This window comes from Veillonella sp. CAG:933 (assembly GCF_000431435.1).
Taxonomy (GTDB): domain Bacteria; phylum Bacillota; class Negativicutes; order Veillonellales; family Veillonellaceae; genus Veillonella_A.
The window spans coordinates 13960-27709 of the sequence record NZ_HF986128.1; the positions used below are offsets into that span (position 1 = coordinate 13960).

Sequence of the window (13750 nt, forward strand, 5' to 3'; positions counted from 1 at the left end):
ACAATAAAAAAGCCACAAGTTCAATGTTTACCGATACACTTTAGGCACCTTGTCTCATTTACGTTCCCCGATACTTCCTTTCTTCTTGCAAAATCCCCGTAAATGCTGTATATTACTCTTAATTACACTATTATCAAAAAGGAGTGATTTATCATTGGACTCGAATGATACTATACTATTTATTGTACTGATTGTACTGTTAGCACTATCTGCTTTCTTTTCTTCTGCGGAGACTGCACTTACAACAGTAAACCGAATTCGAATCCGCAACCTTGCCGATGAAGGCAACAAAAACGCACAAACTGTATTAAAAATTACGGATGATTCTTCTAAGATGCTAACCGCTATACTGATCGGTAACAACATCGTGAACCTTTCTGCCGCATCGCTGACCACAACCCTGGCTTACAGTCTCGGAGGCTCCATGGTCGCAATCGCCAGCGGAATTTTAACTGTAGCGATTCTGCTTTTCGGTGAGATTACACCGAAGACAATGGCTACCATCCACGCTGAGAAGGTATCTCTGGCATACGCACCAATCATCCATATATTTATGAAGATCATGACACCGTTCGTCTTCATTATCAATGGTCTGACCAACGTTGTTCTTTTCATTTTACGCGTAGATCCGAATGACCACAAACGCGCCATGACCGAGAATGAACTTCGTACTATCGTAAATGTCAGCCATGAAGACGGCGTTATCGAATCCGAAGAAAAAGAAATGATCTACAATGTGGTAGATCTCGGAGATGCAAAAGCTAAAGATGTTATGGTTCCACGCGTTCACGTAACATTTGCAGATGTAAACTGCACATATGAAGAATTGATTGACATTTTCCGTGAAGATAAATTCACAAGGCTGCCGATTTATGAAGATACGACCGACAATGTGATCGGTACGATTAACATGAAAGACTTGTTGCTTTACGATTACGGAAACACAAAAGAATTCCATATCCGGGATATTATGCGAGAAGCTTATTTTACTTATGAGTATAAGAATATTTCCGAGCTTCTTGTGGAGATGCGTCAGGCATCCTTTAACATCGCAATTGTTCTGGATGAATATGGTGAAACTTCCGGTTTGATCACACTGGAAGATATCCTGGAAGAAATTGTCGGTGAAATTCATGACGAATATGACGAGAATGAAGAAGATTTTGTTCACAAAATTTCTGACAAAGAATATCTGGTAGAAGGTTCTGTCAACCTGGACGACTTCAATGACCGTCTGGAACTGAATCTGGAATCCGAAGAATATGATTCCCTCGGTGGATTTATCATCGAGCATCTGGACCGGCTTCCGGAACTCGGTGATTCTGTCACAACATCCGATGGTATTCGACTGGTTGTAGAATCTCTGGATAAAAACCGTATTGAGAAAGTTCATGTGTATCTGCCGGAGAAAGTGGAATATGATGAGGATTCTGAAGAATAATAAGTAGACATATCTACAAATTCTGTTTCGAACAGTTTTTGTAGGTATATAATAATTAAAAAGAAAAGGCAAGTTCTTAAAATTTCATGTCAGAACATGCCTTTTCTTTATATCTTTTGATGTAATTCAAAATATCTTCTATTAAGCCTCTATAATTTTTAACTCTTATAACTGTTTCCCGTTATGTCTGTGTATCAGAAATAAAAATCCACCGATCACTCCGCCGATCACTCCGGCATAAATAGCAACACACATTACATTTGCTATACAGTCAATCAATGCAATTTTTCCGATTGCCGTGCAGAAGAACATTCCAACTATAAATGTTGTAACACTCCACAGCAATACATTTGCTGATAAAAATGTTCCGTCCTGTGCTTCCGCTCCAAATATTTTTCCTGTCATTTCCCATAAAAATTTCATATTCATTCCTCCCTGCATATGAAACAACTATATCTTAGATGCTCTCACATCTTCATGTGGTCCGCACCATCTCTTTCTTCTCTTCATGTACATTATAGGAACTGCATGTTAAATCAGTTTACAGAGAAATGCTAAATCTTTGTAAAATGTACTCGTTCAGAGCCAGGCAGAATTTTATAAAACAACTGTAAAATGATTACATTTTTAAAGTTGTTTTTAAAATTCTATCTGGCGGATACGCCACACGTCACAACTGCTTTTTAGTTGGGACGTTGGGCTCTGAACGAATATGGGAATAATTCTATCTGGCAGATACGCCACACGTCCCAATTGCTCTTTAGTTTGGACGTTGGCTCTGGGCGAGTATCTGAATAATTTTAGTTGGGAGGCTGGCTTTAAATGAGCACCTGAACAATTTTAGTCTGGGCGTTGGCTCAAAGCGAGTACCTGAATGATTATTGTATCAAAAGCGTCTCAAATCCGGCTCTTTTAAGTCTTCTCTGTGCCGCCACCGCTTCGTCCAGCATATCATATTCTCCGGAAATCACCCGGTAATATTGTTTCCATTGATCTATATATGCCGGAAATCCACGGTCTTCCAGTGTTTCCTGCTGCCTCGCTGCATTGTTCCGGTTCCGGAACAGTCCGACCTGAATACGGTACTTCGTCTGTTCCACCGGCGTTTCCGGTTCTTTCAGAACTCCGGCATTTTCCAATGTATCCAGGACTCCTGTTGCAATTGCCTGTGCAATATCCTGAAAATTAGAATCAAATAATTTATTATCCGTATCTGAATTGATAAATCCAGCCTCTACAAGTACAGCTGGCATCCGTGTCCGCTTCAACACTACAAGATTCGGTCTTGCTTTCACCCCCAAATCTACAAACCCCACCGTTTCCAATTGTTCATTGATTTCCTGCGCCATCTGGTATTTAAGTCCAGACAAATCATAGATCAGACTTTCCACTCCCATTACTTCATTATCTGTCGGATAAGAGTTTCGATGGATCGACAGGAAAAAATCCACTCCTGCCTGATTTGCCTCTACTGCCCGCTCATATGGGGACAAATACACATCTGTTGTCCTGGTGTAAAGTACCTCAATTCCATTTTCCTGAAGAATCTCTCCCACTGCAAGCGTCAGCCTTAATGTATCATCTTTTTCACGGCGCCCCCGATAAACTGCTCCAGGATCACTTCCCCCGTGACCACTATCTAACATCATAGAATATGGCATATTTATTCCTCAAAATCTTTTTATATTATAGTATGACTCAAAAATCAGATAGGTGATTTTTCTAAAATGCGGAAATGTACAGATTTCAAAAAAAATTTTCTGCACAGATAAACTTTCACTGGCAATTTCCTTCGAATACTTTTATAGCGCTAAAAAAGGTCCACCGGACCTTTTTGTCGCATGCTTGGCAACAAAAAAACTGCTGCTTCGTCAGATTATCCTTCACAAAGCAACAGTTTTGTTTACTGATTATTTTTTGCTTATTTATTCTCAATTGCTGTAATCATATCTACTCTGGTCTGGTGTCTTCCACCTTCGAATTCTGCGCTTAACCATTCATCGATGATCATCTTTGCAAGCTCAATTCCGATTACACGGGCACCGAATGCCAGAATATTGGTATTGTTATGCTGTCTGGAAAGTTTTGCAGAATATGGCTCTGAGCAAACAACTGCACGAACACCTTTTACTTTATTTGCTGCCAAAGAGATTCCAACTCCTGTACCACAGATCAGGATACCAAGATCTACATCTCCTGCTGCTACAGCTCGTCCAACTTTCTCGCCGTACTCTGGATAATTACAGCTCTCGTATGTATCTGTTCCAAAGTTCACAACTTCATATCCTTTTCCTTCCAGGTACTCTACTACCTGATTCTTCATGTCTACTGCAGCATGATCATTACCAATTCCGATTTTCATGACGTTATAGCCTCCTCTTTTCATTGTCGTCTTTTCTTTGACGCCTTTTTATATTATAATAGATAAGATTTCTATTATCAACACAGGTACGACAATTAATACATAAATACAGAAAGGGAACACTATGATACAGTATATTGCCAGCGACGTAGACGGAACTTTACTTCATGGTCACGCGACTGAACTGAATCCAGAATTATTTGACATTATCCGTCAGTTAAAAGAACATGGAATACATTTTATTGCAGCCAGCGGCCGCCAGTACAAAAATCTCCGTCGTCTATTTGCCCCTGTGAAGGATGATATCTCCTATGTTGCAGAAAATGGATCTATGTGTGTACATGATGGCAAGATCGTCTCATTAGGACATATTGATACTGGTCTTATCTATGAAATCGCAGACGCTGCAAAAGAATATGGTCATTGCCACACTTTAATTTCTACAGCCCGAACCGGATATACCGACTCAAAAGATTCTGACTACATCAATCATATCCGTAACGATGTCGGTTATGACATGGACGTTGTTCAAAATGTGCGTGATATCAAGGAGCCTTTTATCAAAATCGCAGTATGTGATTTTGATGGAACCGAAAAACGTCTTCGCGCCTATTTTCAAGAACGTTTCGATGATCGAATCAAGATTGTAACCTCCGGGAATATCTGGATTGATTTCATTGCACCGAATGCCAATAAAGGTTCTGCCCTTTCCAATATCGTATCTTCCCTTGGCATGGATCCAAAGAATGGTATCACATTCGGAGATCAGTATAATGATCTGGAAATGTTGCAGCTGTCCAACACAAGCTATGCTATGACGACCGCTGCCACCGGAGTAGCGGATTACGCTACACACACGACAGATTCTGTGGAAGAAACGTTAAAAGATTTGCTTAAAAACTTATAAATCAAGGGGGCTTATTTTTGCCCCCTTTACTTTTTAACATTCTTTACTTTGCTTCATATGTTGCCTTTGCATCACGAATCAACTTATCAAAATTGTCCGCCTGCCATGCTGCTCTTCCCGTAAACAACCCATCTATCGACGGTTGAACAATTAATTCATTTGCATTTCCCGGATTTACACTTCCTCCATATAATACAGGGATTTCATCAGCAACATCACCAAAAATTTCTCTCAAACATGCTTTAATTACCTTGTGCATCTTCTCTGCATAATCTGCCGATGCCGGAGTTCCGTTTACACCAATAGACCATACCGGCTCATATGCAACCCAGATATTCGGAACCTGAGATACCGGAACATCATGAAATCCTATTTTCAACTGAGTCCGAAGGACTTCTGCACTAATTCCAAAGTCTTTTTCTTCTGCTGTTTCACCAATACATAAAAGTGTTGTAAAGCCATGGTTTAAAGCTGCTTTTACTTTTTTATTTTCCTCAACATCAGTCTCGCCAAACACATGTCTTCTCTCAGAATGTCCGATCATTACAAGATCCAACCCTAACTCTTTTAGCATAAGCGGCGAAATTTCTCCTGTAAACTGTCCTTCATCTTCCCAGCACATATTCTGAGCGCCCAGCTTTACATAAGCGCGGTCAACATTTTTCGTAGCACTTTCAAGAGTGGTATAAGACGGGATAATAAATAATTCTATCTCTTCCCGGCTGATATCTTTCGTATTCTCCACTAATTTCTGAAGATATTCTACCGTGTCCTTAATATTCTTATACATTTTCAAATTACTTCCAAAATATAATTTTTTACTCATGTCTTACCTCCTTTTGTTCCTGATCTAAATAAATTTATTATATTCATTTTTACTAATTAGCTCAATTGGGATTTCTTGCAGAAAATCCCCGGTTTTCACCAGGGATTTTCTGCTATCTTAAGCATATCTATAAGTACGCCGATGGTTATATTTTTCCATCCGATTCAAAAATCTTCATTGCTCTTTTCACATCTGCCTTCATTGCTGTAATCCCTGCTTTTGCTATATCTTCAAAGTAAATTGCATCCTTATCTTTTTTATCCTCGAGATACTGCATCACACCTCTTCCACCAGCCAATGACAGATAAGTATAGTAATTAATCTTACGAATTCCGTTATGAATTGCTGTTCTGTACTCTTCCTCACTGAGTCCGGAACCTCCATGCATAACATATGGAATATCTTTTGCACTTTTTATCAACGCAATGCGGTTCAAATCCAGTACGGGTTTTTCCGTATAGATTCCATGCGCTGTTCCAAATCCAATTGCAAGTGCATCTACATTTGTCCTTTCGATAAATTCTTTTGCCATCTCAGGATCTGTATATGCTTCTTCACGAGTATAGGATTTCCCATTGCCTTCAGCAGCTCCTGCTTTGGAAGTCAATATATGTCCAAGTTCCGCCTCTACTGAAGCACCTCTTTCGTGTGCATATTCCACAACGCTTCTTGTTTCAGCTACATTGTCCTCAAACGGCTTCGCAGATGCATCATACATCACAGAAGTAAATCCCATATCAACTGCATATCTGCAACTTTCAATACTTGCGCCATGATCCAAATGTACTACGACTGGTACTTTCGCTATTTTTGCAAGCTGTAACATAATCGGTCCAATAACATCTATAGAAATCAGATGTCTATGGGAATCTGCATATTGTAAAATCACTGGACTATTGAGCTCTTCTGCTGTTTCCACAATTGCCATTCCAGACTCCAGAGAAGTACAGTTAAATGCTCCTACTGCATAATTACCTTGTTCTGCTTTTTCAAGTACTTCTTTTAACGTCGCTAACATTCTTTTCTCCCATTTTTCACTACGGCGTGGCTATTTCACCACGCCACATCATCATATAAGTCTTCAATTTTTCAGTAATCTATACTACACAGTTTTATGCAAGTTTTCCTTCCACGAATTCTCTCATTCCCTGGAAAATCAGATATACAGATGTTGCTCCTGCATCCTGATGTCCAATCGCTCTCTCAAGTAGCGATTTTGCACGTCCGAATTTTGCAACATATTTCTTTGTATCTTCAACACCCTGCTTTGCGCTCTCCTCTGCCGCCTTCAACATTTCAAGAAGACCTTTATCAGCATTTGCTGCAAGTGCATCTACTGCTGGTGAAAGAGCATCTACCATGGTCTTGTCTCCGACCTGTGCTCCTCCTCTTTCCTGAATTGCCTCCAGGCTCTTCTTCTCCATATCGGCAAGATCTTTGGATGTAATAACAGACTTTGGATCCATACCTTTTGCTCCTGCCAGATACAGACTTCCGAAGATAACTCCTGAAGCTCCACCCATAGACATAAGCATTGCCTGTCCTGCCGTCTCAAAGAGCTGGTAAGCATTCTCCTCACCTGCCATCTTAAGCAGTTTCTTCTTTGCCTTCTGCATTCCACCTGCCATACCGATTCCATGATCTCCATCACCGATAGCACTGTCAATCTCTGTCAGATATGGCTTATTTGCAATAATTTTATCTGCGATATAAAGCAGCATATTTCTTGTATCTTCTGCGTTAAGTTCTGTCAACTCTCCTTCTTTACTTCTTACGATTTCAGCTGGCTTAACATCGTTTTCATCAAACTCGATTTCCTCGTCCTCACCATCATCCTCGATTGCTTCTCCTGATACAGAACCTTTCGCATAATACGGAGAATAGCATGGTGCATCATAATACGGTTTCAGTTCATCGTCCAATTTCAAGAAAGTAATGGAAAATCCACCCATTTCCATACATGTACAATATGTCTTAATCTCTGTGTCATAGATTTTAAGCCCATCTTTATGCATACGTTTATGTAACTCATAGAACACCAGGTTCAACTCAAGAAGTGGTGTAGAACCAAGTCCATTGACAAGAACTGCAATCTCATCTCCTTCTTTTAATCCCATCTCTTCTTTCAATTCTTTATACATACGATCAACCATGTCACTGCAAGGCATCATCTTTGTACGCTCAATTCCCGGTTCACCGTGAAGTCCCATTCCAAATTCCATCTCGTCATCTGCTATTTCGAATGTCGGTTTATCATTTCCCGGAAGTGTTCCCGGAGATGTTGCAAGTCCAATTGTGTTTGTGTTATCTCTAGCTTTTTCTGTAATACGAACAACTTCTTCAAGGCTCAACCCTGCATCACACGCAGCTCCGGCAATCTTGATTGTATATACGTCTCCGGCAATACCACGGCGATCTGTAATTCTCTCTTTTGGTGCAGATGCAAAGTCATCCCACTCACGCACATGGGCTGTCTTCATACCCTCTGCCTGACACATTTCCTCTGCCATATCAAAGTTCAGGTTATCTCCTGCGTAGTTTCCATATACAAACAGAACACCTTTTCCCTGATCCACTGCCTTTGCAGCTTCCATGATCAATTCAGGGTTCGGAGATGCACAAACATTTCCACATGCAACTGCATCAGCAAGTCCTGCTCCGCAATATCCTGTAAACAACGGCTCATGTCCGCTTCCTCCACCAATCACAAGGGCAACTTTATCTTTTCTATGTCCTTTATAGGTAAATGCATTGTACTCACCGACTTTTTTGTAATATTTTCTATAAGCCATCAGATATCCCGCAAGACTTTCCTCTACAACATTTGACACATCCTTATTTAAGATCTTTTTTGTTCCCATTTGTGATACCTCCTTGTACATTCTTTATAATTATTCAACATTACGATGATTCTTCGACATTTTTTCAAATGTAAGTCCCGGTGTCTCATCCACAATTGTCATGATAATAATATCAAATAATATCAACAAACATTGCTCAAAGAGATTTCCCATTGGCTGGAAGGATGGAACTACATCATCTGTTCCTCTATATACTGCTGCCGGCACGAAAAATACTTTATCCGCAACATTTTTTGCAGTGTCACCACTTGGAGATCCTGTCACAACATAAATCATTGCCCCTGCTTCTTTCGCACGCTCGCAAATGTAATTAATATGCCCGATACGTCCATCTCCAAGAGTCGCAATCAGTAAATCTCCCTCTCCGATAGATGGTGTTGTATCATCCCAAATCCAATGAATTTCTTTTCCCATATGCATCAGTCTCATAGCAAATGCTCTGGTTGCCATACCTTCACGTCCAACACCAATTAGGAAAATGCGGTCATGTGCCTTTACTTCGTCAATAAATGCGCGCATATTATCCTGGTCGACTCTCTCAAATACTTGTCTGTATTCTCCGAGGATTTTTTCATAAGTTTCTTTATAATCCATGCTTCCCGCCTCCTAACATCCAAGTTCTTTGTGAAGATAATCCATTGTCTTCTTCATGCCTTCATAGACAGCATCGTCATCATCTTCAAATATTGTTACAACTTCCAAGTACTGTGTAATATCATCCAGCCCTGCTTCTGTTGTTGCTTTTTTAATCAACTCCGGTGTAATGATTCCTCCTTCATGAGTGAAATCCCAATGTCTGTCCCACTGGCCATCTGTCTGCTGTAAATGAATAGAGCCGATATATGGAGCACACTGTTTGAACCAGAGTTCAATATCTGCTTCTTCTTTTAAAAGTGGTTTATAAAGTGCATGTCCCCAGTCTACCAAAAGTTTGATTGGAATATCTGTACCTTCCAAATCCTTCATCATCTGAACTGACACTTCCGGACTATGTGGAAATTCCGTAATCAAAGGTGTTGCCTCAATATGAATCTCTTCCAAACCTTTCATTTTTCCATACTCGGCAAGCTTCCTTAAATACTCAAGCATATCCTGATAAAGTTCTTCACGTCTCTGCGGATCTCTCGCATCATGGTAATCCATACCACCGACAGGTGTTCCCATGATTTTTGCTCCCATATCAACAGTCATATCAATTGCTCTTTTAAAAAATGTAAAAGCGATATCCCTTTGTACTTTTGTCGGTGCCAGCAAATGGGCGTAAGAATAGGATGCAAGTCCACCAAATGTTGCATCGATTGTAATTCCTGCATCTGCAAATGCATCTTTATATTGATAGACCATAACATCTCTCTGTGCCTGCGGCCACCACGGATCAATCAGATCCCATGTGAACTGTACATGATCTACTCCAAAATCCTCTTTTATCATCTTTGCTAATTCAACTGGATCCAACCAGCGTTTTACTGCAAACGAAAGATTTAATCCTAATTTCATTTACGTTCCTCCTTTTAAGATTCAGGACTGGCAATATTGCAAAACATCCACCAGTCCTATAAATATCTGTCTGTTTAGTTCAATTTGATTCTCTTCTGTCTGTTTTCACGAACGATAGTGGAAATAGAGCTGAAGGAAATAGCAAGTACTACGACAATACCACTAACTGCTGACTGCCAATAAGAGTTAACGCCGAACAGTACAATAATATTTTGAATAATTGTAATAACAGCTGCTCCAATCAGAGCTCCTGCCGGATTACCAACGCCACCTGTAAGAGCAACACCACCAATAACAGATGCTGCTATAGAGTTCATTGGCCAATCTTCACCAATGGCTGTCTGTGCAGAGCCAAGACGACATACATATAGAAGTCCTGCCAGCGCAGAAATCAATCCAACAATAGAGTAAATCATAACACGAATACGATCTACTTTGATTCCGAGAATCTTAGCTGCTTCTTTACTGTTACCAATCGCATATATGTAACGACCCGTCTTTGTCTTCTTTACCATAAATAAAATCAGGATCAAAACAACAAGACAAATAATAAACGGAATTGGTATAGGTCCGATAGACTGTTTTCCAAGTACCTGTGTATCAGCTGGAATACCTGTAACAGCTTTTCCTTTTGTGATAACCAAGTTAATACCACCATATACACCCTGCATACCGATTGTAGCAACCATTGAATTCAAACGAAGCCTTGTAATAATAATACCATTGATAAATCCGAACAATAATCCAAGAATTAGTCCTATTACAAGGCACAGCCATGGATTCAATCCTACATTTACCATCAACATACCTGTTAAGATACCAGATAAGCAGGCAATCTTACCTACTGATAAATCTAGTTCTCCAACTAGCAAAAGCAATGATTGAGCAATACCAATCATGCCTACAAATGCTAAATCACGCAGTACTGACTGCAAGTTGTACACATTTAAGAAATATGGAGATACAATACTTGCAATGATAATCATAACGACTAATATTGCTGCCATCGCAGTCATATTACTTTTCTTCAATGCATTGATAAATGCATTTCCTGATTTTTGTTTTTCATTTTCTCTACTCATATTAAAACTCCTCTTTCATCCTTCTAAGAATTTACGTAAATATTTTCCTCCAGCTGAACCACTTTCTGATACAGCTGTAAAATATAATTAGGAATTCACTCCAATAATTGCTCCTAGAATAGATTGCTGTTCCGTGTATTCGTCAAACTCTCCTGCAATCTTACCTTCATACATTGCAACGACTCTATTTGAGCACTTCTTAATCTCTTCCATCTCAGATGAAATCATGATGATTCCGATTCCCTCTTCTTCTGCAAGCTTCTTCATAAGACGGTAAATTTCAGTTTTTGTTCCTACGTCAATTCCCTTTGTCGGTTCATCAAATACCAGGAGTTTCGGCTTACAAGCCATGGCACGCCCGATAATAACCTTCTGCTGGTTACCACCTGACAGAAACTGAATTTCTTTGTCTGACCCCGGTGTCTTTACATCATAAGTTTCAATAACACTCTTTGCCAGTTCATTTTCTTTCTTTCTAGAAATGCTGATTCCACTCTTCAGATTATCCAAAACTGATACAGAAATATTATCTCTAATAGAAAGTACTGGCAAAATCCCCTGCTTTTTCCGTTCCTCTGGAAGATAAATAAATCCATTCTTAACCGAATAGTTTGTATCTCCCAGTTTCCAGTCCGCTCCGTCCAGTTTAACCGAACCTTTATATACCGGAAGATATCCAAAGATTGCCTGCATAACTTCGCTTCGTCCAGCACCGACTAATCCGGAGAACCCAAGGATTTCACCTTTTTTCAGTTTGAAACTAACATTGGTAAATCTCTCACCTGTAAGATTATTTACTTCCAGCAACACCTCGTCAGATACCTTTGTAGAATAGAATCTCTCATTTTGATTCAGTTCCCGACCTGTCATCTGTTTGATAACCCAGTTAGTATCTACATCCTTAATCTCTGAATATGCAACCTTCTTACCATTTCTAAAAACAGTAATTACATCCGCCAGCTGGAAAATTTCTTCCAATTTATGTGAAATAAAAATAATCGCCTTATTTTCTTTCTTTATTTTCTCTACTATGTTAAACAATATCTTTGTATCTCTGCTCGTCAAACTTGTTGTCGGTTCGTCAAGCATCAATACATCATAATCCTCATGAACAGTTGCACGAGCAATCTGAAGAAGTTGCTGAGAAGATATAGATATATCTTTTACTAATTCGTTTGGTTTTACTGGAATCGAGAATTTTTCCAGAATCGGATTTGCCCGTTTCTCAAGTTCCTTTTGGTTTACAGTCCCTTTGATACCTGATTTTTCATACGGAATAAATAAGTTCTCTGCAACAGACATATAACCAAACAAATCTATCTCCTGTGGGACATACGCAACTTTGTCAAAGAGCGCTTTATTCTTCATCGCATTTTCTCCACTAATCATGACTTCTCCTTCTTCCGGTTCATATACTCCGGTAAGACATTTGATTAGTGTACTTTTTCCCGCTCCATTTTCTCCGATGATTGCATGAATTTCTCCTGGTTCAAAGGCTACATCTACTGAATCCAGGGCGATAACTCCCGGAAACATCTTTGTAATATTCTTCGCCTCTAATATTTTCATAGATATGCTCCTCATTCAAGAAGCGGGGACGAGCAACTTGAATAAATCCAGTCACAAGCCCCCGCTTAGTAGTCATCTTAAAACTTTAACTTTTTGATTTATTTAGCACTTACAGTCTCAATCCACTCGTCAATGTTGTCAGATGTAATACGTCCGATACCTGTATCAACATTTGCTGGAAGAGGCATTCCCTGAGCTGCCTGATATGCCATTAACACTGCATACATACCCTGCTCCTGAGGAAGTGTTGAAGATGTAGCTGTAATTGTTCCCGTCTTAACATAGTCAAGAATCTCAATCAAGTTATCCATTGCTACGAATGTTACTTTATCCTGCATACCCTTCTCTTCGATTGCTGCTGCAACACCAGATCCACATGCATCACAGTTTAAGTATCCTGTAAGATCAGGATTTGCTGCAAGTACAGCTGCTGCCTGAGACTGAGCTGTCTCAACATTATCGTTATCAATACCACCATCGATTACTTCAATATCTGGATACTGAGCAAGTGCATTTAAGTGAGCCTGATATCTTTCTGCGTGGTTAGGAGCTGTAGGAGCACCCTGCATAACTGCAACTTTTCCTTTTGTTCCCATCTTCTCAACAAGCATTTCCACCGCAATTGTTGCCTGCTCCGCAAAGTCATTACCTACAGATGTAAGTCCGCTACCTTCTGGGGTAGGAGCATCAAATAAAATAACTGGAATATCTCTGTCCTGAATCTCTTTGATGATGTCAGCGCTTCCATCATAATCAACCGGGTCAAGCAGGATAGCTGTCGGATTTGTTGCTGCAGCCTGCTCAAGTGTTGAGTTCTGTGCGGACACTTCTGCTGATTCCGGAGCACGATAATCAATCTTCACATCTACCCCAAGCTGTTCAGAAAGAAGATCTGCCTCTTTCTGTGCACCTTTATTTACTTCATCGAACCAAGCATGCACACATTTTGGAACAACAACGAACGTCATATCCTCTGCTTTCCCTTTGCTTTCACCATCTGATTTTGCTGATGAACCTCCGCCTGAACTACATCCCATTGCCATTGCAGCAACCATAGCTGCCGATAACAACACTGCTAAAATTTTCTTTTTCATTTCTTTTCCTCCTTTTTTCTAAGTTCTCTCTTGGAATAATTATATTATAAAAGAACAATCTTCTTTTTCCAATGTGAGGAAATTTAGAATAAGTACGAGAATTTTTAGGAG

Annotated in this window: 13 protein-coding genes; 2 read left to right on the top strand and 11 right to left on the bottom strand. The window is 39.8% G+C overall.

Annotated features, from left to right (window positions below; translation table 11 throughout):
* Positions 1-154 precede the first annotated feature (154 nt).
* Positions 155-1441: an HlyC/CorC family transporter gene (locus QZL64_RS01255; RefSeq protein WP_005342854.1), complete on the top strand. Its 1287-nt coding sequence runs from the start codon at positions 155-157 to the stop codon at positions 1439-1441.
* A gap of 165 nt (positions 1442-1606) precedes the next feature.
* Here the strand turns inward: QZL64_RS01255 and QZL64_RS01260 are convergent, their stop codons facing one another.
* The 3 genes from QZL64_RS01260 to rpiB form a co-directional block, all read right to left on the bottom strand.
* Positions 1607-1864 carry a hypothetical protein gene (locus tag QZL64_RS01260; RefSeq protein ID WP_021840240.1) on the bottom strand — a complete coding sequence of 86 codons (258 nt, stop codon included), beginning with the start codon at positions 1862-1864 and terminating at the stop codon, positions 1607-1609.
* 455 nt (positions 1865-2319) lie between these two features.
* Positions 2320-3102 carry an N-acetylmuramoyl-L-alanine amidase gene (locus tag QZL64_RS01265; RefSeq protein WP_021840241.1) on the bottom strand — a complete coding sequence of 261 codons (783 nt, stop codon included), beginning with the start codon at positions 3100-3102 and terminating at the stop codon, positions 2320-2322.
* A gap of 260 nt (positions 3103-3362) precedes the next feature.
* Positions 3363-3803, bottom strand: a complete 441-nt coding sequence (gene rpiB, locus QZL64_RS01270) for a ribose 5-phosphate isomerase B (RefSeq protein ID WP_005337976.1) — start codon at positions 3801-3803, stop codon at positions 3363-3365.
* Positions 3804-3927: 124 nt separating this feature from the next.
* On the opposite strand from rpiB, the gene QZL64_RS01275 reads away from it, so the two are divergent.
* Positions 3928-4710 carry a Cof-type HAD-IIB family hydrolase gene (locus tag QZL64_RS01275; RefSeq protein WP_021840242.1) on the top strand — a complete coding sequence of 261 codons (783 nt, stop codon included), beginning with the start codon at positions 3928-3930 and terminating at the stop codon, positions 4708-4710.
* A 43-nt stretch (positions 4711-4753) separates the two neighbouring features.
* On the opposite strand, the gene QZL64_RS01280 is transcribed toward QZL64_RS01275, so the two are convergent.
* The 8 genes from QZL64_RS01280 to QZL64_RS01315 form a co-directional block, all read right to left on the bottom strand.
* The gene (locus tag QZL64_RS01280; protein WP_021840243.1) at positions 4754-5536 is read right to left on the bottom strand and encodes a triose-phosphate isomerase; all 783 of its coding nucleotides are present in this window, start codon (positions 5534-5536) and stop codon (positions 4754-4756) included.
* A 145-nt stretch (positions 5537-5681) separates the two neighbouring features.
* Positions 5682-6554 (bottom strand): class II fructose-bisphosphate aldolase, encoded by an 873-nt coding sequence (locus QZL64_RS01285; protein WP_021840244.1) that lies wholly within the window; start codon positions 6552-6554, stop codon positions 5682-5684.
* A gap of 94 nt (positions 6555-6648) precedes the next feature.
* Positions 6649-8397, bottom strand: coding sequence for a dihydroxyacetone kinase subunit DhaL (gene dhaL, locus QZL64_RS01290; RefSeq protein WP_021840245.1), 1749 nt, complete (start codon positions 8395-8397; stop codon positions 6649-6651).
* A gap of 30 nt (positions 8398-8427) precedes the next feature.
* Positions 8428-8991, bottom strand: a complete 564-nt coding sequence (locus QZL64_RS01295; RefSeq protein ID WP_021840246.1) for an SIS domain-containing protein — start codon at positions 8989-8991, stop codon at positions 8428-8430.
* Between the two features lie 12 nt (positions 8992-9003).
* Positions 9004-9894 (bottom strand): sugar phosphate isomerase/epimerase family protein, encoded by an 891-nt coding sequence (locus QZL64_RS01300; RefSeq protein ID WP_021840247.1) that lies wholly within the window; start codon positions 9892-9894, stop codon positions 9004-9006.
* A 74-nt stretch (positions 9895-9968) separates the two neighbouring features.
* Positions 9969-10976, bottom strand: coding sequence for an ABC transporter permease (locus tag QZL64_RS01305; protein ID WP_021840248.1), 1008 nt, complete (start codon positions 10974-10976; stop codon positions 9969-9971).
* An 87-nt stretch (positions 10977-11063) separates the two neighbouring features.
* On the bottom strand, positions 11064-12545 hold the full coding sequence (locus QZL64_RS01310; protein ID WP_021840249.1) for a sugar ABC transporter ATP-binding protein: 1482 nt from the start codon (positions 12543-12545) through the stop codon (positions 11064-11066).
* Positions 12546-12643: 98 nt separating this feature from the next.
* Complete coding sequence (locus QZL64_RS01315) at positions 12644-13639, bottom strand: substrate-binding domain-containing protein (protein WP_021840250.1); 996 nt, start codon at positions 13637-13639, stop codon at positions 12644-12646.
* Positions 13640-13750 lie beyond the last annotated feature (111 nt).